The sequence below is a fragment of the Maribacter sp. HTCC2170 genome, from assembly GCF_000153165.2.
Classification (GTDB): domain Bacteria; phylum Bacteroidota; class Bacteroidia; order Flavobacteriales; family Flavobacteriaceae; genus Maribacter_A.
The window spans coordinates 186,390-205,856 of sequence record NC_014472.1; the positions used below are offsets into that span (position 1 = coordinate 186,390).

20 protein-coding genes are annotated in these 19,467 nt (G+C 37.0%); 7 read left to right on the forward strand and 13 right to left on the reverse strand.

Annotated elements, in window-relative coordinates; genetic code table 11:
- Window positions 1-2: 2 nt before the first annotated feature.
- The 7 genes from murD to FB2170_RS00860 are packed head-to-tail and all read right to left on the reverse strand — an operon-like array spanning window position 3 to window position 7,730.
- Entirely contained in the window at window positions 3-1,337 is a 1,335-nt protein-coding gene (gene murD, locus FB2170_RS00830) for a UDP-N-acetylmuramoyl-L-alanine--D-glutamate ligase (protein WP_013304592.1), read from the reverse strand.
- Window positions 1,338-2,558, reverse strand: coding sequence for a phospho-N-acetylmuramoyl-pentapeptide-transferase (mraY, locus tag FB2170_RS00835; RefSeq protein ID WP_013304593.1), 1,221 nt, complete (start codon window positions 2,556-2,558; stop codon window positions 1,338-1,340).
- A 24-nt stretch (window positions 2,559-2,582) separates the two neighbouring features.
- The gene (locus FB2170_RS00840; RefSeq protein WP_013304594.1) at window positions 2,583-4,046 is read right to left on the reverse strand and encodes a UDP-N-acetylmuramoyl-L-alanyl-D-glutamate--2,6-diaminopimelate ligase; all 1,464 of its coding nucleotides are present in this window, start codon (window positions 4,044-4,046) and stop codon (window positions 2,583-2,585) included.
- The gene (locus FB2170_RS00845; RefSeq protein WP_013304595.1) at window positions 4,043-6,049 is read right to left on the reverse strand and encodes a penicillin-binding protein; all 2,007 of its coding nucleotides are present in this window, start codon (window positions 6,047-6,049) and stop codon (window positions 4,043-4,045) included. The genes FB2170_RS00840 and FB2170_RS00845 overlap by 4 nt, the downstream gene beginning before the upstream one ends.
- Window positions 6,049-6,369 (reverse strand): FtsL-like putative cell division protein, encoded by a 321-nt coding sequence (locus tag FB2170_RS00850; protein WP_013304596.1) that lies wholly within the window; start codon window positions 6,367-6,369, stop codon window positions 6,049-6,051. The genes FB2170_RS00845 and FB2170_RS00850 overlap by 1 nt, the downstream gene beginning before the upstream one ends.
- A gap of 7 nt (window positions 6,370-6,376) precedes the next feature.
- A complete protein-coding gene (gene rsmH / locus FB2170_RS00855; RefSeq protein WP_013304597.1) occupies window positions 6,377-7,270 on the reverse strand; it encodes a 16S rRNA (cytosine(1402)-N(4))-methyltransferase RsmH in 894 nt (297 codons plus the stop codon).
- On the reverse strand, window positions 7,260-7,730 hold the full coding sequence (locus tag FB2170_RS00860) for a division/cell wall cluster transcriptional repressor MraZ (protein WP_013304598.1): 471 nt from the start codon (window positions 7,728-7,730) through the stop codon (window positions 7,260-7,262). The genes rsmH and FB2170_RS00860 overlap by 11 nt, the downstream gene beginning before the upstream one ends.
- 109 nt (window positions 7,731-7,839) lie before the next feature.
- Between FB2170_RS00860 and FB2170_RS17310 the strand changes: the two genes are divergently transcribed.
- The 3 genes from FB2170_RS17310 to yihA are packed head-to-tail and all read left to right on the forward strand — an operon-like array spanning window position 7,840 to window position 9,385.
- Window positions 7,840-7,980 (forward strand): hypothetical protein, encoded by a 141-nt coding sequence (locus FB2170_RS17310; protein ID WP_013304599.1) that lies wholly within the window; start codon window positions 7,840-7,842, stop codon window positions 7,978-7,980.
- 17 nt (window positions 7,981-7,997) lie between these two features.
- Entirely contained in the window at window positions 7,998-8,762 is a 765-nt protein-coding gene (locus FB2170_RS00865; RefSeq protein WP_013304600.1) for an alpha/beta fold hydrolase, read from the forward strand.
- Between the two features lie 11 nt (window positions 8,763-8,773).
- A complete protein-coding gene (gene yihA / locus FB2170_RS00870; RefSeq protein WP_013304601.1) occupies window positions 8,774-9,385 on the forward strand; it encodes a ribosome biogenesis GTP-binding protein YihA/YsxC in 612 nt (203 codons plus the stop codon).
- A gap of 7 nt (window positions 9,386-9,392) precedes the next feature.
- On the opposite strand, the gene FB2170_RS00875 is transcribed toward yihA, so the two are convergent.
- Window positions 9,393-9,755 carry a hypothetical protein gene (locus FB2170_RS00875; RefSeq protein WP_013304602.1) on the reverse strand — a complete coding sequence of 121 codons (363 nt, stop codon included), beginning with the start codon at window positions 9,753-9,755 and terminating at the stop codon, window positions 9,393-9,395.
- 99 nt (window positions 9,756-9,854) lie between these two features.
- On the opposite strand from FB2170_RS00875, the gene FB2170_RS00880 reads away from it, so the two are divergent.
- Window positions 9,855-11,471: an alkaline phosphatase D family protein gene (locus FB2170_RS00880; protein WP_049782660.1), complete on the forward strand. Its 1,617-nt coding sequence runs from the start codon at window positions 9,855-9,857 to the stop codon at window positions 11,469-11,471.
- Between the two features lie 4 nt (window positions 11,472-11,475).
- Here FB2170_RS00880 and FB2170_RS00885 read toward each other — a convergent pair whose 3' ends face one another.
- The 3 genes from FB2170_RS00885 to gldB form a co-directional block, all read right to left on the reverse strand.
- Window positions 11,476-12,804 carry an ATP-dependent 6-phosphofructokinase gene (locus FB2170_RS00885; protein ID WP_041632964.1) on the reverse strand — a complete coding sequence of 443 codons (1,329 nt, stop codon included), beginning with the start codon at window positions 12,802-12,804 and terminating at the stop codon, window positions 11,476-11,478.
- A 156-nt stretch (window positions 12,805-12,960) separates the two neighbouring features.
- Entirely contained in the window at window positions 12,961-13,296 is a 336-nt protein-coding gene (gene gldC / locus FB2170_RS00890; protein ID WP_013304605.1) for a gliding motility protein GldC, read from the reverse strand.
- Complete coding sequence (gene gldB, locus FB2170_RS00895; RefSeq protein WP_013304606.1) at window positions 13,297-14,253, reverse strand: gliding motility lipoprotein GldB; 957 nt, start codon at window positions 14,251-14,253, stop codon at window positions 13,297-13,299.
- A gap of 91 nt (window positions 14,254-14,344) precedes the next feature.
- On the opposite strand from gldB, the gene nadE reads away from it, so the two are divergent.
- Together nadE and FB2170_RS00905 are read left to right on the forward strand one after the other, a co-directional pair.
- Window positions 14,345-15,133, forward strand: coding sequence for an NAD(+) synthase (gene nadE / locus FB2170_RS00900; protein WP_013304607.1), 789 nt, complete (start codon window positions 14,345-14,347; stop codon window positions 15,131-15,133).
- 156 nt (window positions 15,134-15,289) lie between these two features.
- A complete protein-coding gene (locus tag FB2170_RS00905) occupies window positions 15,290-15,919 on the forward strand; it encodes a response regulator transcription factor (RefSeq protein WP_013304608.1) in 630 nt (209 codons plus the stop codon).
- 75 nt (window positions 15,920-15,994) lie between these two features.
- On the opposite strand, the gene dnaG is transcribed toward FB2170_RS00905, so the two are convergent.
- Window positions 15,995-17,974, reverse strand: a complete 1,980-nt coding sequence (gene dnaG, locus FB2170_RS00910) for a DNA primase (protein ID WP_013304609.1) — start codon at window positions 17,972-17,974, stop codon at window positions 15,995-15,997.
- Window positions 17,975-18,043: 69 nt separating this feature from the next.
- Here dnaG and FB2170_RS00915 point away from each other — a divergent pair, with 69 nt between their 5' ends.
- Window positions 18,044-18,283, forward strand: coding sequence for a zinc-ribbon domain-containing protein (locus tag FB2170_RS00915; RefSeq protein WP_013304610.1), 240 nt, complete (start codon window positions 18,044-18,046; stop codon window positions 18,281-18,283).
- Between the two features lie 21 nt (window positions 18,284-18,304).
- Here FB2170_RS00915 and FB2170_RS00920 read toward each other — a convergent pair whose 3' ends face one another.
- Entirely contained in the window at window positions 18,305-19,387 is a 1,083-nt protein-coding gene (locus FB2170_RS00920) for a hypothetical protein (protein ID WP_013304611.1), read from the reverse strand.
- Window positions 19,388-19,467 lie beyond the last annotated feature (80 nt).

The window sequence follows — 19,467 nt, forward strand, 5'->3', positions numbered from 1 at the left end:
TTCTATAAATTTTTAATCGCTTCTTTAAATTGATGCCCTCTATCCTCATAATTCTCAAACAGATCAAAACTGGCACATGCCGGAGACAATAAAACAGTATCACCTCGTTCGGCTATTTTGTAGGCCACCTTAACGGCCTCCTCCATAGCGTAGGTCTCAACCATTAAATCGACCACATTGCCAAATGCATCAACAATTTTTGAATTATCATTACCTAAACAAATGATTGCTTTTACCTTCTCACGCACCAAGGGCATTAATTCTTTATAATCATTTCCTTTATCCACTCCGCCAACAATCCACACAGTAGGTGCACTCATACTATCCAGGGCATAGTATGTTGCATTCACATTCGTAGCCTTGGAATCGTTGATATATTGAACATGCTGGATCTTCAATACTTTTTCCAATCTATGCTCCGCGCCTTGAAAATTGGCAATACTTGCACGTATGGTTTCCTTACGGATTCCAATTAATTTAGCGGCCGTGGCTGCCGCCATGGTATTTTTTAAATTGTGCTTGCCCTCTAATGCTAGTGTACTTGTCATCATTTCCAAAGTCTCGTTATTTGTCTTAATAATTATTCTATCGTTCTTTAAATATGCCCCTTGAGTCAATTCGTTCTTAATTGAAAAAGGCATTAATATGGATTTAACTGGGTGCTTGTTCAACCATTCTACTATAACCTCATCATCAGCGTCATAAATAAGGTAATCTTCCTTCGATTGATTCTCTGCGATTCGAAATTTCGAAGCAACATAGTTTTCAAACTTGTATTCGTAGCGATCCAAATGATCAGGAGTAATGTTGGTGATTATAGCTATGTGAGGCCTAAAATCATTTATACCATCCAATTGAAAACTGCTTATTTCCAAGACATAATTATCATGGTCATTCTCTGCGACCATTTTAGCAAAACTGTCCCCAATGTTGCCTGCCATACCTACGTCCAAACCTTCCTCTTTGAAAATATGGTTGGTTAGCATGGTTGTAGTGGTCTTTCCATTACTACCTGTTATGCCAATGATGGTTGCATCAATATACCTTGCAGCAAACTCAATCTCAGAAATGACCGGAATCAACTTCTCCTTTAATTCTTTTATTAAAGGAACCGTATCAGGTATTCCCGGACTTTTCATAACAACATCGGCATTCAGAATTACACTTTTTGAATGTTTTTCTTCTTCCCAATTAATCCCAATATGTTCAAGAACGTCTTTATATTTTTTCTTTATTTTGCCTTTATCTGAGACAAAAACCTCAAATCCTTTTTTCAATCCTAAAATGGCTGTACCCACTCCACTTTCTCCTCCACCAAGGATTACCAATCGTGCCATCTAACGTACTTTAAGTGTCACAATTGTAATAATCGCAAGCAAAATTCCCACAATCCAAAAACGCGTTACTATCTTACTCTCGTGATACCCTTTTTTCTGGTAATGATGGTGTAATGGCGCCATAAGGAATATTCGTTTTCCCTCACCTAATTTCTTTTTGGTATACTTAAAATAACCTACTTGCAGCATTACAGAAATCGACTCAGCAAAGAAGATTCCGCATAAAATTGGAATCAATAGTTCTTTTCTAATGATAATAGCAATGACGGCAATTACCCCTCCAATAGTTAAACTCCCAGTATCTCCCATAAAGACTGTCGCCGGAAAAGCATTATACCACAGAAATCCGACCAACGCACCCACAAAAGCCGTTACAAAAACCAAAAGTTCACCAACTCCGGTTATATACATAATGTCCAGATAATCCGAAAAAATAATATTACCAGACACCCAAGTAAAAACCCCTAAAGTAAAAACGATAATAGCCGATGTACCCGCCGCCAATCCGTCAATGCCATCGGTTAGATTGGCACCATTAGAAACGGCAGTCACAATTAAAATTATCATAGGAACAAATATCAACCAGACATAATCCTTTGCGCCATCTCCAGCCCATGATATAAGATTCCCATAATCAAATTCATTATTCTTTATGAATGGAACCGTTGTTCTTGTAGATTTTATATCCTCTCCCTTTACCTGTTCTACGGTATATTGTTCAGTAATTATACTTTTATCATGTTCACGCATGGTTACCTCAGGATGAAAATATAGCGTTGCACCTACAATTAATCCTAAAACCACTTGGCCCAATATTTTGAATCTTCCTTTTAGGCCGGCTTTATCTTTTTTGAAGATTTTGATATAATCATCTATAAATCCAATTGTACCCATCCAAAGAATAGTAACTATCAACAGGATTATGTAGATATTCATAATGTCAGCGAACAATAAAACCGGTATCAAAGTGGCCATAATAATAATCAAACCACCCATTGTTGGCGTACCCGCTTTTTGTTTCTGACCGTCTAAACCCAAATCGCGAATACTCTCACCAATTTGTTTACGTTGAAGAAAAAGAATTACTTTTTTACCATAAACAGTTGCTAAAAGCAAAGAAAAAAGAATAGCCATAGCTGCCCTAAAAGTCGTGAACCCAAAAAGGCTAGCTCCCGGCACTTGATATTCATTCTCCAAGTATTCAAATAAATAGTATAGCATTCCTTGTTCTTCTTATTAAACTCTTTACTTATCCAGACTTTTTAATACATCTGTTATTATCTTGAAATCATCAAAATCAATTCGCTTTCCGTTTGTTTCCTGATAGGTCTCATGGCCTTTCCCAGCCACCAAAATAATATCGTTTGCCGTTGCTAACTGACAAGCGGTTTTTATTGCCTGTTCACGGTTTTCTATTGATAGTATTTTTTTGACATTCTGAGGCTCAACACCTGCTTCCATTTCCTCAATAATTACAGACGGGGATTCCGTTCGTGGGTTGTCTGATGTAAAAATGGTCTTATTACTCATTTGTGAAGCGATATTACCCATTACCGGACGCTTAGACTTGTCTCTGTCGCCACCACACCCCACAACGGTGATGACGTTTTCATTTCCAGTCCTCAATGTGCCGATTGTCTCGAGCACATTTTTTAGGGCGTCCGGCGTATGGGCATAATCAACTATTGCCGTAATTTTCTCCTTTGATATATAATATTGAAATCTGCCATCTACATTATCCAATTCGCTTAATAATCGAAGCGTTTCCAATTTTTCCAGGCCTAACAAATCTGCCGTGGCATAAATGGCCAAAACATTATAGGCATTAAAGTGACCTATAAGTTTGGTCCATAACTCATCATCATCAACCTTCAACAATTGACCGTCAAACTGATTTTCCAGAATTTGTGCCCTATAATCAGCATATGATTTTAAAGCATATGTAAACTTTCTTGCCGCTGTGTTTTGCAACATTACCAGTCCGTTCTTATCATCAACATTGGTAAGTGCGAAAGCATTTTTTGGCAACTTATCAAACAACGATTTTTTAGTGTCCCGATATTCTGCAAATGTTTTATGGTAATCTAAATGGTCATGTGTAAGATTGGTAAAAATAGCGCCTTCAAACACCAAACCTTCAGTCCGTTTTTGATGAATGCCATGAGAACTCACCTCCATAAAGCAAAACTCCACACCTTCTTCATTCATTAAATCCAAATGCTCGTTTATGGTCATTGCATCGGGAGTGGTATGACTTGTGGCATATTCTTTATCGTCAACCATTATTTTTATAGTGGAAATCAACCCCACCTTAAATCCTGCCTTTTTAAACAGTTGATACAAAAGGCTACTAATAGTAGTCTTACCATTAGTACCAGTAATTCCCACCAATTTCAAATTCTTGGATGGGTTATCATAATAATTGGAGGCCATTATTGCCAATGCCTTATTACCGCTATCTACCTCAACATATGTAACCCCATTTACTAATTGTTCTGGCATGGTCTCGCAGACTATGCAAACCGCACCAGAATCAATAGCCTTTTCGATAAACTTATGGCCATCGGTTAAAGTGCCTTTTATAGCTACGAAGACATCATCTAATTTTACTTTCCGCGAATCAAAACATAAAGTACCTACCATTAGATTGGTGGACCCGCTCACTGCGGTAAGGCCAACTCCAAATAATATGTCTTTTAGCAACTTCATGAAAGATCCAATACGATTTTATCCACTTTATTAATATCCGTTCCGTGCGAAATAGATTGCTTCTTAACTTTTCCATTGCCCCGAACTTCAACTTTGATTCCGAGGTTCTCAAGGATTGACACAGCATCCATTCCACACATTCCTTTTACATTCGGCACCTTATTGTATTTTTTCTGGGCTTCCACATAGTATTTCTGATAGGACTCGTCCAATTTTTGATTCTCAGAATTCAGCATCTGAACCTCATCAATCAATGGGTTGGTCGCATAAACTTTTTGCGCCACAGATTTAAAAACAGGACCTGATACATCAGCACCATAATACCCAACACTTTTATCAGGTTCATGAATAACTACAATACAAGAGTACTTTGGTTCTTCTGCCGGGAAATAACCAGCAAAAGTTGATATGTACCTTAATTTATCTGGGTCTTTAGAAACATAGTTTTTCTGAGCTGTACCTGTCTTTCCTGCCATTGAGAAGTTGGGAGAATACAGTTTATGACCCGTACCATGCTTTTTCTCCACAACATTTTTCAATAATTGTTTCACTTTTGCAGCGGTCTCTTCCGAACATATTGAAGGGTTGATAACCTCTTTTTCAAATTTAATAACCGACCTATTCCATTCTTTTACCTCTTTTATCATTCGGGGTTTTACCATTTCCCCATCATTGGCGATTGCATTATAGAATGTGAGTACCTGCAATGGTGTCATTGAGACCTCATAACCATATGCCATTTGTGCTAATGAAAGCCCTGACCACCCTTTATCACCAGGATTACGGAGTACAGGTGTCCCCTCGCCTTTTATCGGAAGCCCCAATTCTTGATGTAATTGCATACCTCGCAAACGGTTAACATATCTTTCAGGATTTTCTTTATAATTATTATGAATGACTTGGGCAAATGCCGTATTTGAGGAAACTTCAAATGCTTTGGCAAAAGAAATTTTACCATACCCACCATGCTTGGAATCTTTGACACGGTGCTTATATATTTTCCAAGATCCCTTACCCGTATCTACGACTGCACTGGTATCGATAACCGCATCTTCAAGCGCAGCAACCATATTCATTAATTTGAAAGTAGAACCCGGTTCATGGGACTCACCGATGGCATAGTTCAAGCGCTCATAGTACTTACCTTCTTTGGTCATTCCTAAATTGGAAATCGCCTTAACTTCACCTGTTTTGGTTTCCATCACAATCACGGTACCGTGGTCCGCTTTATAATGCTCCAATTGTTTTAAAAGGGCGTGATGGGCAATATCTTGAATATTAATATCGATTGTGGATATTACATCATAACCGTCTTTAGGCTCAATAATATTATCCATCCCGATAGGCTTCCATTGTCCTTTGGCAATTTTCTGCTTAAGACGTTTACCTTCAACCCCTCGCAAATATTGTCCAAAAGCACCTTCAAGTCCAACCCTAGTGTAATAACCGTTTTCATCTTTACGTTCGTACCCAACACTTCTTTCAGCAATTTTACCTAACGGATGCTCTCTTACTGTTTTCTGCTCAACGATCAACCCACCTTTATAAGGCCCTTTATTCAATAAAGGGAACTCCTTGACCGACATATAATCGGAATAATCAAGATTTCTTGCTAAAAGTGTATACCTGTTTTTATTTGCTTTTGCCTTTCGTAAAAGTTGTTGGTAATAGGAAGATGTTTTGCCTGTAAGCTTGGACAAAGAGTTGGATAATGGTTTGACCTGCTCTTTAAAATCGGTATCACTAACTGTAACAGCATCAAAACGAATAGTATACCTTGATACTGATGTGGCCAAAAGGCTGCCATCATCAGAATATAGATTTCCTCGATTTGGAGCTATAGTAAATACTTTTTCCGTTCGTTTCATGGCAAGACCCCTGTACTTTTCACCATGTACCATCTGAATACTCACCAATTTAAAAAGCACTATACCAGCAAACAGGAATAGACAACCCGCCACAACGTACAACCTGGTCAATATGCTTTTCTCGGTAACTGCCATTAATCCTTTTCAGATTTTACTTTTATCTTCTTTGGAGGTGTTTCTGATGGATACAATCCATTTCCCTCGACTGTTTTTGTAATTGTAGATTCCAACTTTAATCTTTGAACATCTGACCGCAGGTCAACAAATTCACTACGCAGCTCCTTGACCTCTTCATTTAGAGCTGCAATTTGATGTACTTTTTTATCAGCGCTATGTGAGCTTCCTATCATTACTGTTGCCAAAAACGAAACAAAAATTATAAACAGCCAATTTCGTGGAGCATCGCCACTGACCAAAAACTTGCCTTTTAGTACATCTAGAATTCCTTTTTTCATTTTAACCTTAAATACGTTCTGCTATTCTTAATTTGGCGCTACGTGCTCTATTGTTCAAAGCTGTTTCTTCGCGAGATGGAACTATTAATCCTCCAACTTTTTTCAAGGGAACATCGATGTTTCCATAAAAATCTTTCTCCGGTTCTCCTTCAAATAATCCGGCCCTAATGAACCGTTTAACTAATCGATCTTCCAAGGAATGATAACTTATCACACTTAATCTACCTCCAAGATTCAACAACTCGGGAACCTGCTCCAACAACTCTTTTATTACCTGTATCTCCTGATTCACCTCTATGCGAATAGCCTGATATATCTGGGCCAATATCTTATGTTCTTTATGCTTTGGCAAAAACTGCCTCAACACCTCTTTTAACTGTGCTGAGGTTTTTATTGGAGCCTCCTCCCTGCTCGTTATAATCTTATTGGCCATTGCATTTGCATTTCGCAAATCTCCATACTGAAATAAAACTTTCCTCAAATCATTAAACTCGTATGAGTTTACTACATCATAGGCCGAAACACTATTTTTTTTACTCATTCGCATGTCCAAATCAGCATCAAAACGTGTTGAAAACCCACGTTCAGCTTTATCAAACTGATGTGATGAAACACCAAAATCAGCCAAAATCCCATCTACTTTTCGAATGCCATAGAACTTCAGAAACTGTCTTATATACCTAAAATTTTCATTGATCAACGTAAAACGTTCATCACCCAATTTATTGTCCAAAGCATCTTCATCTTGATCAAATGCCAACAACCTACCTTTAGGCCCTAGTCTTTTCAATATTTCCTTGGAATGACCTCCTCCACCAAATGTCACATCAACATAAACTCCATCTTTCTTTACATCCAGTCCTTCAACAGACTCTTTTAAGAGTACCGGATTATGATACATCGGGAATATTTTCTCCAAAATCACCCATTACCTCCTCGGCCAAAACTTCGAACTCCTTATCTGAAATCTTAATGGCCTTTTCGTAATTATTCTGGTCCCATATTTCTATAATATCAATAGACGGGCTTAATGCTATTTCCTTCGTGATACCAGCAATTCCCATTAAATTCTTCGGAATCAACAACCTACCGGCATTGTCAATTTCAACCTCCTTTACCCCAGCCATAAAAATGCGGATAAAGTCATTGTTTTTTTTGACGAAACGATTCAATTTTTTAATGTTCAACATCATATCATTCCATCGGGACATTGGCCACAATTCCAAGCATGCTCCACTCACTGATCGTTTCAGAACGAAACCATCTTTCAAAACAGGCAATAACCTATTTTTTAGGGCAGAAGGCAACATTACCCTACCTTTGGCATCAGCTTTACAATAATATGCTTCGTTAAAATTCATCACGCCAAAAGGCCAATTTCTCTATTTATAACTCAAATATATATAAATTATTACCACTATTTACCACTATTTACCACTTTGTTGATAAATTCAATTCATTTTGAAGTAAATGGGATGGTTATTGAATTCGAATGAGATTATGTTTTCGTTCAACTTTGGAGGCATTGTTCGAAGAATATCCCAACCTTCCAATTACAATATGGCAGCAATGGACAGGAATTTTGAGGAATTGCCTATATTTGCCAATTAAGACCAGAAGTGTTCTGAATGGAAGAAAAGATTATTACAGAAGGCAAATATCGATATATTGAAAAGGGAGAAGGAACACCTATTATAATTTTACATGGTCTTATGGGCGGGTTGAGCAACTTCAAAGGTGTATCCGAACATTTTCCACAAAAAGGATATAAAGTTTTGATTCCCGAGCTTCCGATTTATACAATGCCACTATTGAAGACCAACGTAAAAAGCTTCGCTAAATATTTAGAGAAATTCATTGAATACAAGGGTCTAAAAGATGTTATTCTTTTGGGTAATTCTTTAGGCGGACACATTGGACTATTGCATACAAAATTATACCCAAAAATGGTTAAGGCTTTGGTAATCACCGGTAGCTCAGGGCTTTACGAAAGTGCCATGGGTGACGGTTATCCCAAGCGCGGGGATTATGAATTCATAAAGAAAAAAGCGCAAGATGTTTTTTATGATCCTGCCGTAGCTACCAAAGAAATTGTGGACGAGGTTTTTGCAACTGTAAATGATAGGGTGAAATTAGTTAAGACCCTTTCAATTGCGAAAAGTGCCATTCGTCACAATATGTCAAAGGATCTTCCCAAAATGAAAAACCCCACCTGCATTATTTGGGGGAAAAATGACTCGGTTACTCCACCAAATGTCGCGGAGGAATTTCATGAGTTATTACCTGACTCTGACCTGTTTTGGATAGAAAAGTGCGGTCACGCACCAATGATGGAACACCCTGATCAATTCAACGAGATTCTTGATGCTTGGTTAGAGCAACGAAATTTCTAAAATTCAATTTTATGAAAATAAAGTCGGCAGACTTTGTAATGAGCAATTCCGATGTTGCCAAATGCCCTAATGAACCTTTACCTGAGTATGCTTTTATAGGACGTTCAAATGTAGGTAAGTCTTCGCTCATTAATATGTTGACCGAACGTAAAAGTCTCGCCAAAACCTCGGGAAGACCTGGAAAAACACAGCTCATAAACCATTTCAAAATAAATGGCAATTGGTTTCTGGTAGATTTACCAGGCTATGGCTACGCCCGTGTTTCAAAAAAGGACAAAAGGACTTTTCAAAAATATATCACCGACTATTTTATAAAGCGCAAGCAATTGGTCAGCGCCTTTGTCTTGGTAGATATTCGTCATGAACCCCAAAAGGTTGACATGGAGTTTATGGAATACCTAGGAGAAAACATGATTCCTTTTAGCATCATTTTCACAAAAGCAGATAAATTGAAACCCAAGCAAATGGAGGCTAATGTGAATTCCTATGTCAAGGAATTGCTCAATGGTGTTTGGGAAGAAGCACCTAATTACTTTGTTACTTCCTCCTCAAAAAATATGGGCAGAGACGAACTCTTACACTACATAGAAAGTATAAATCAAGAATTCTTCAAAGAAAACTAGTAAGAGATCAAACCCTTTGCTGAATTATTTTTATCAAATCTTCCGCTCTTTGCATTGCATTCATTTCTTTTGTTTGTACCAAAACCTTCAAATCACCGCTAACAACAGTCAAAACCACAGGATATTCAAATTTTAATTGTGCCTTTGACCCATACTTTTTCGTGAATTCATCCCTGTGCAAAAACTCCATGCTCAACTTGGTCTCTTTTCTAAATTTCTTCCAAACTTTATTTTCAGCAAATACTCCATAGGTAATATCACAAAGATTACATTCGTAGGTACTTGGACTGAATATCTTATGAAGACTATCAAGTATCATATTATGCTTACCTGAATTGGCATTATAAACAAAGATTATTTTTTCCAGCATTTCAACTCTAAGTGTTTAATATCTAAAAGTATTATATTTAATAACACATTGGTCATACAAACCAATGTGCCCTTACCTTAAATGACTAAAATTCTTCCTATGAGAAAAACACTGATTCTTTCACTATTCTTTATTTGCATTTTAGGCTGTGCTGAGCAAAAAAAGGAACAAATTCCACCTGTGATTTCACCTTTTTCGAATGTTGATACTTTGTCTATAAATGATTGGTGGAATCGCAAGAACAACCCAATAATTAATCTAAAAGTAAATCGGGATAGTGTTTTGGCCTTTGGAATTTACACGGTTTCCAATAGAACACTAAAACTAAGTGCCCAGTTATATCCATTATATCCAGAAGAAACACGTGAAGTTAGATTAGAAATTGAAGAAAATGGGATGTGGCGAGAAATCCAAAATCAAATTGTAAACGATTTGGGGTGGTCTGCCCTATTTAGGGTAGAAGATTGGGATGACTCCAATAACTATAAATATAGATTGCGCCATGGGGAGAAATCAACTTTTGAGGGTTTGATACGCAAAGATCCAAAAAACAAAAACGAGGTAGTGTTGGCTGCCTTGTCCTGTAACTCTAACAAAGACCGTGGATTAAGGGAAAACTATGTACGTAACATTAATCATCAAAATCCAGATTTAATGTTTTTCGCCGGCGACCAATCCTATGACCATACGGAACATACAGCTGCTTGGCTAAAATTTGGACTTCAATTTAAAGAGACGTTCAGAAACCGACCTTGCATTACCATTCCTGATGATCATGATATTGGCCAAGGTAACCTATGGGGTGAAAATGGCAAGGTTTCCACGGCAAAAGGCAGTCCGGATGGCGGCTATCGCTATCATCCTGAATATGTGAAAATGGTGGAACGGTGCCAGACTTCCCATTTACCTGACCCTTATGATCCTACACCTGTGGAACAAGGAATAGGCGTTTATTATACCAATCTATTATTGGGTGATATTGATTTTGCGATTTTGGAAGATCGAAAGTTCAAATCGGGGCCGAAAGGAAAAATACCTCAACAAGGACCAAGGCCTGATCATATAAGAAATCCGGAATATGATCCAGCATCGATTGATTTAGAGGGCTTGAAACTATTAGGTAACCGTCAATTACACTTTTTAGAGGATTGGGGCAATCAAAATACGGAGTTAGTGAAAGTGGTCCTCTCTCAAACTGGTTTCTGCGGCGGAGCTCATATTCATGGGCAAAAAGAGAATCGTTTACATGCAGATTTAGACTCAAACGGTTGGCCCCAAACTGGAAGAAACAAAGCTCTCGGATTGATAAAAAAGGCGAGTGCAGTTCATATAGCTGGAGACCAGCATTTAGCAACAGTTATAAAACAGGGTATACATGAATTTGGAGATGGACCCTGGGCCTTCGTGGTACCCGCAATCGTGAATGACTATTATAGCAGGTGGTGGTGGCCAGAAGATGAAAAAGCTGGGGCAAATCCAAACACCAACACATCACTACCCTGGACTGGAGATTATTTGGATGGTTTCAATAATAAAATAAGCATGTATGCCTATGTAAATCCTGAGAGTAGTTCAAAAGGAGGTGGTTACGGACTTATAAGGTTCAACACAAAATCAAATGAAACAACTTTTGAATGTTGGCCGAGATATGTTGATGTTACACAACCAAATGCCCAACAATTTGAAGGGTGGCCAATGACGGTTAAGATAAAGTAGAGAATTAGCGCATCTCAAAGGGCTGTCCTGTACTTTCTAGAGCGGCGTACCAATAACCGCCTTCCATATTAATTTTCTTTCTTTTGTTGGTTACTGCTGTTATCGGTAAGTATACATATTGATTATTAACTCGACCGACTACAAATTTACTCCTTCCAGACATAGCTCCATGTACTGCATGATAAGCCAATCCGCTACAAAAAACGCTATCTCCAGGATTGGCTGGCGCACTCCTAATAATATAACTTGGGTCTATATATTTTATGGTGACTTCGTAGTTATTTTTCTTAAAATAATCAGCTATACTATTTTTCAAAAATAGCCCAATGTCATCATGCTGAATATTCCCAGAGGCGTCTGTAAGTTGCCCGTTCTTATCTTTGTTGAAAAGATTCTGTCCTGCTCCTTCGGCCACTACTATAACCGCATGATGTTTTGAATCCAACCTTTTTTTAAGCGTTTCTAAAAATCCGTTTTCACCCTCGAGTTCAAAATGCATTTCCGGAATCAAAACAAAGTTTACAACGGGCATTGATATTGCCGCTGATGCTGCTATAAAACCACTATCTCGACCCATTAGTTTTACAATGGCAATGCCATTATAGGCACCAGTTGCTTCATTATGAGCATCCCTAATAATTGGATTTGCAACATGATAAGCCGTTTCATATCCAAACGACTTGTCAATAAGATTAATATCGTTATCTATTGTTTTCGGAATACCTATGACCGAAATATTCAAACCACGTTTTTCTATTTCCTCACCAATGGCATTGGCACCTTTTAAAGTTCCATCACCACCAATGGTAAATAACAAATCAACACCATTATCAACCAAGGTATCCACCATTATACCAATATCCTGACCACCTCTGGACGAACCCAGAATTGTTCCTCCAAATTCATGGATATCCTTGACATATTCTGGCGTTAGATTCACAAAACCGTGCTCGTATGAAGGGTTTAATCCTTCAAAACCATAACGGACACCCAATATTTCCTTGACACCGTAAAAGTAATGTAACCCCATTACAAGGCTTCGAATCACATTATTAATTCCAGGGCACAATCCCCCACAAGTAACAACTGCCGCTGTGGTTTTTTTGGGATCAAAAAAGATCTTTTCTCTCGGACCCGCTTTTTCCATAGCTAAAGGTTCCTTCGCATCAGCAGTATTCTTCTTGAATTCTTTTAGAGAGATATTCTGTAGTATTTTTTCATCTTCGTTGACAAAATTGAATATATCATCACCTTGAACTTTACTTAACCCCAAAGGAGAATCAAATAAAGCTTTTCCCAGAACATTAATATCGAACATTTCTTCGTTTTTCATTTCCATTGTCCAGACGTATTACGAATTAAAACAAGCTATAAATTTACGACTTATCAACAAGACTTCCATACTTCAATAACCTGAAAAATACCTTGAAGACGATATTTGACAATACATTGGAACAATTGTATCAGCGCAAACGATTGAGGGCAATCTTTACTTTTTCAATTCCAATTTTTCTGCAAAATAATCACAGAAATCTTTCATTGTGGCCGTCATTTTTTCATCCTGCGTGGCCTTCATAAACGTATCGGAAAGAGATACCAATGTTTGATGAAAAAACACCTTCATCTCATCAACGGGCATATCCTTTGTCCATAAATCAATTTTCAAAGATTCTTGGTTTTTACTATCCCAAACAGATAAAAGCATAGCTTTTGCGTCTTCGTTATTGATACCTCCATCTTCTGCAGACCAAGTTAGTTCTTCAGGAACACGATTTTCATCTAATCCCACCTTTAAAGTTATCTCCGATGTGTGTGATTTTGCCATTTATTTCTTTGGTTTGTAGTTGGATTTTTTAAAGATTTCTTCCGCCGAAAAGTTCATTAAATGTTGTAAAGAAACATCATTCTTTTCCATAAAAGACCGAACAATCTGCCATCCTAAAAAACGTCCCAATTGGCCAGGGGACTCATTGTCCAGTTCCAAGCCGAATTTAGAAAAGGGGGCCGGGTCTAAAAATTGTTGTGACAATTTACTATCCGTACTATATAATAATTCGCGTTCAATAAAATACCTCCACATAGGTTCTTCATTAAGCTGAGCCCATGTCAATTCATCTTCCGAATATGTTATCTTTTGTTCATCTGAATGAAAGGGCATTATTTTATCTTTTAGATATAATACTTTACCCTGATAAATCAATTGCGCCAGGAAAGTTCTTTCTCTTGGACGTGAAACGACTTTATTGGCAAATGCATTTGCCGCGTTACTAACAATATAATCACGATTCATATCCGAAGCGATGTAGTTCTGCAACTCCCTATAATACTTATGCTCTGCTCCCAGGTAATTATCCAGTCCAATAAGTAATAAGCTATCGGCCAAAACTATGCGGTTATTATAGTCTACTGTGTTAGTAACCGTAATTACCCTAGGCACCTCATATTTTGGGAAATAGTATTTTATATACTTAAACAACAACTCAATATCTGCCTTCTCTTTTTCAAAGTCGCTAAATTCAACCTTTACTTCTTCCCGTAATTCCATTTGCAGTGAGTCCTGTAGTTTTGCAATCCAGACACTATCAGGGGCGGGAAATAAATAAGGGTATTCTTTTCTAAGTTTTGGAATATCAACCGGCGAAGCATTGGCAAATTCATTATCAAATCTTGACACTTTTAAATCCAAAGACATCTTGCTAACTTCTTCACTGACCTTATCTTCCGATTCACAACCAGTAATAATAATTAGAAATACCAATAATAAATAAAATGGGTTCTTCATATAAAGTAATTTCCTTTAAATTTTAATCTTAAAGAGCAAGGCTTTATTTTTATCGGGCAAAGTTAATCGTTTTAATCAAATAAAAACTCCCATGAAAACCGAAAAAGTTATTGACCATATCGTTCTTTGGTTAAAAGATTATGCTGAAAATGCAGGAATTAAAGGGTTTGTTATTGGAATCTCCGGAGGGATTGATTCTGCCGTTACTTCAACCTTATGTGCTAAAACCGGTCTAGACCTACTTTGTTTGGAAATGCCAATTCACCAAGAAAAGAGCCAAGTAAGTAGAGCTCAAAATCATATTGCATGGCTGAAAACCAATTTTGACAAAACAAGTGACTTAACTGTTGAGCTTACCGCTGTCTTTGATAATTTTATAAGCGCAGTACCCGCAGTTGAGAATGAAGCGGATAGATTTATGTCTTTAGCCAATACCAGGGCAAGACTCAGAATGACCACCCTATATTATTTTGCTGCTTTGAACGGATATTTAGTAGCTGGAACAGGGAATAAGGTTGAAGATTTTGGAGTTGGTTTTTATACCAAATATGGTGATGGCGGAGTGGACCTTAGTCCGATTGCCGATTTAATGAAAAGCGAAGTGTACGAAATTGCCAAAGTATTGGGAATCAATGAAGAAATAATAAAAGCCGCACCTACTGATGGCCTCTGGGGTGATGACCGAACTGATGAAGATCAAATAGGAGCCACATACCCTGAATTGGAGTGGGCTATGGAAGAAAGCGATAAAGGCATGTCCGCCAACGACTTTTCTGGCCGAAAACAACAAGTTTTCACTATATTTAAAAAATTGAATTCAGTGAATCAACATAAAATGATACCAATACCAATTTGTAAGATTCCTGAGACATTAAAATAACCATTCAACTAAAAATCAAATACATAAATCGAAAATAATACCAAACATTAACTAAATAACTGAATTTTACCAACCAAATTAGATATTTTTATCTTACATTGTCTGTCAGTAGTTTTGGATGACATTGTATGAACTTATCTAGAAAAAATCAACAAAATGATTAAAGTGCTAATTGCGGACAACCATCCTATCATTAGAATGGGCGTTAAACAAGTATTGAACAATGCAAGTGGAATTGAAGTTGTAGAGGATGTTTCAACTACTTCGGAGCTTTTTAATAAGCTTGAAGCAACTTCACCTGATGTGGTAATGTTAGAAATGGACATTCCAGAGATTAATGGTATCGCCACTTTAAGGAGAATGAAAAAAGAATATCCTGATGTGAAGGTGTTAATGTACAGTGGACAATCTGAAGACGTCTACGCTCTAAGTACCATAAGAGCAGGTGCTTTTGGTTACCTTTCAAAAGCATCTGATATTGATTACATCATTTCTGCTGTAAAGAAAGTGGCCGAAGGAAATATGTTTATCACCAATGAACTTGCACAACGTTTGGCTTTTGATGAAGGAACTCAAAAACCACGTAGATTCTTTAGAAAACTATCTACAAGAGAAGTTGAAGTTCTTAAATTATTGGCGAGCGGCAAACGTAACAAAGATGTTGCCTTGGGTCTTAACCTGAATGAAAAAACGGTTAGTACCTATAAGGCGCGCTTAATGAAAAAATTAAACGTTGACAACATGGTAGATTTATTGCAACAAGCAAAAGCCTTGGAATTGTATTAAATCCTAAAAGTTTAAGTATTAAAAAGCCTGACCAATATTGGTCAGGCTTTTTTTAATCGCATCATTTTTTCAGTTTTAGGACAATACCCTATTCAGCTTTTTGTTAAGTAACTTATTCAGGTTTAAATAGTTCATTATCTCCTCGAGCGTCTCACTATTATCTTCAAAATTATCTTCCGTACTATTCTGTAAGGTCTCCATTCTTCTTTTAATCAAGAAACAACGAAGGGTGAGAATAGTTTCACTGACCAACTGAGATACACCTATTATTTTATCCTTGGGGTAGATATCCTTACTTTCCCAATTGTGTAATACATACTTTTCCTCTTCCATTAAAATGGAAGATATCTCAGTAACCATTTCCTGATCTAAATCAGCTATAAACGTATTTATCGCAAAATCTTCTTTCTCATTAAGTTGCTCGATTAACTTATAATAAATACTCTTAAAATGCTGATTTGCAAGTTCAATTTCATCGTCTTGAAGATCCAGGTATATTTTTTCATACACTTTAACTTCTAAAGATTCAGGTTCCAAAATTAAATCGCCATCTTCATTTTCTTTTAACACCAAATCCTCGAACTCCTCTTTTTTGTTCCCGTAAAGCAATAACAGCTCAATTATTTTCCGTTCCAATTCATATTGAACATCTACCTTTTCAGGCACAGGTTCATTTTTGACAACATCAAATGCCTTTTGCTCCTGTTTTGCTTTTTTGGAAGCCTCTGCAATATCTTTTTTTCCAATCTGGGCCAAAGTATTGAATAAGACAGCCTCGGAAACATTCATTATCTGAGCGCATTCTTGAATGTAAATCTCTTTTTTAATGGTATCAGGAATTTTTGAAATACTATTTACAATATCCCGAACAGTATCGGCCCTCTTTATAGGGTCATTGGAAGCTTCTTCAACCAACAATGAAGCCTTAAACTGAATAAAGTCTTTTGAATTCTGCTGTAAAAAATTGATAATATCCTCAAGCTCATTGTTTTTAGCAAAACTGTCTGGGTCTTCTCCTTCAGGAAAAGTACAGACCTTAACGTTCATTCCCTGCTCCAATATCAAATCTATACCCCGAAGAGATGCCCTAAGACCAGCAGCATCGCCATCAAAAAGAACCGTGATGTTTTTGGTCAAACGATTTATTAAACGAATTTGCTCAGGAGTCAGCGCTGTTCCACTTGAAGAAACTACATTATGAATTCCTCTTTGATAAAATTGAATTACATCTGTATACCCTTCCACCAAATAACAATTATCTTCTTTGGCTATGGCTTGCTTTGCATAGTAAATACCATAGAGAACCTTACTCTTATGATAAATCTCACTTTCAGGAGAGTTTAAGTATTTAGCAGCCTTTTTGTCATTGGTCAAAATACGTCCTCCAAAACCCAAAACCCGGCCACTCATCGAATGTATTGGGAACATTACCCTACCCTTAAACCTATCGAACTTTCTAGAACCATTAGGATTCTTGGGGTCTTCTTTTACAATGGTAAGACCGGTTTTCTCAAGATAGTTTAACTTGTACCCTTTATCCAAAGCCGCGGTGGTAAAACCATCCCACCGGTCAAGACAATAACCGAGTCCAAATTTTTTGATGGTCTCATCAGTGTAGCCCCGTTCTTTGAAGTATGTTAACCCAATTGCCTTACCCAATTCTGACTCCCATAACATTTGGGCAAAATGGGACTGAGCAAATTCTGAAACCAAATACATACTTTCCCTTTCATTGGCCTCTTGTTTTTGCTCATCAGTACGCTCGGTTTCCTCAACTTCAATATTGTATTTTTTTGCCAAATATTTTATGGCTTCAGGGTAAGTGAAATGTTCATGCTCCATTAGAAACGCAACCACATTACCTCCTTTACCGCTACTAAAGTCTTTCCAAATCTGTTTAACAGGCGATACCATAAAACTTGGTGTTCGCTCATCTGAAAACGGACTTAACCCTTTAAAATTGGAACCTGATTTTTTTAATTGGACAAAATCACCGATCACCTCCTCTAAACGGGCGGTTTCATATACTTGATCAATGGTCGATTTTGAAATCATTTGTGGGATAAAACTAGCGAATAAAAATAGGCAATTTTAGTTTATCTTAGGATAGGCAAAACTAAACAAATGATACTATTCTTCGGAATGAGACCTGGTAAAGAGAAAGTGCAAAAATTACATACTATAAAATGTGATTTCTGCGGACAGAAAAGTACTTTGACCGCATACATACGGAAAAATTATTTTCATTTGTTCTGGATAAAACTCTTTAAGATATCAAAGAATGAAATAATTGAATGTTCTCATTGCAAAAGAACATATTATAAGGAAGAATTTACTACAGAAATGAAAAAATCCTTGGAATAAAATCCCAAGGATTCATAAACACTATAAATCAAACCGAAGGCCCAAAGAGATATTGTTCTGCTCTATAAGTGCATCTTTAAAAATCGGGTTCAAATCATACTTCGCGTATAACAAAACCCCATCAAAACCCACATAAGCACTTAAACCATATACTAAATCATTGGTATTGTACCCTCTTTTTAATTTATCTTTCACGTTTTCACCATTACGGTTGTACTTCAGTTTCTGGCGAGTTCCCATATTAAACCCTCCGTAGGCTCCAATTCCCAATCTAAATTGATTTCGAAGTGAATATCGCATCGTCTTGTCAGTCTTATGCAATTTTGAGGGACCAAATTCCAAATGAACAGGGAAAACCAAATTATCCATTCTAATCTTTGATTTCTTAAGATCAAATTCGAAATCTTGCAATTCAACTTGTCCATTCTCGGCCACAAAATACTGGTTGTTCTTGGGCTTTAGGCCATTAAACTGGAAAGAAAACCCATAGTTCAATCGTAAAAAATTCGTATTTTCAAAAACCCGTGTTCTCCAAGACCAACCCATTTCAAAAAAGCGGCTACCACCAATTTTATAAGGAGAATCATTGATTGATCGACCATCAATCAGTGCATTGTTCAGGCCAATGGCCATTACAAAATCAGAATACGTCCTTCGGTCATATTTTAATTCTCTTTTTATTCTTCTTCTTTTTTCCCAAAGTAACGATGAACCGTCTGCTCTTTTAAAATCAAAATTAATTTCTATAGAAGATATCCCAGTGCTATCAATAGTTTCAACATCCAAAACTTCTCCGTGGTTACGCTCCAATAAAAGAATTTCATTTTCTACTATAGCAACTCGGTTTTCAATGTTGAGTGCGCGCTTTTTTGCTGCGGTTTCTTTTAATACCTTGGACTCTTCATAGCTAATTTGATTTTTCTCATATCGTTTGTTGATCTGCTCTACTTCAAACTTCAATGCCTCTTTCTCTTGAAGACTTATTTGTTCTTTTTGCCTCAGCAGAAATTCTACTTTTTGTTGATAATCCTCTTCCTGGCTAATTACGTTTTGGACCGCCAAAGTGGAAAAAAACACTACTAAATAAATGGTAATAACTCTCATACTAAATTGATTTTAGGATTTAATCCTCCCACCCCTCCTATTTGGAGGAGGGAAAGAAATAAATATTTGATTGATGGATA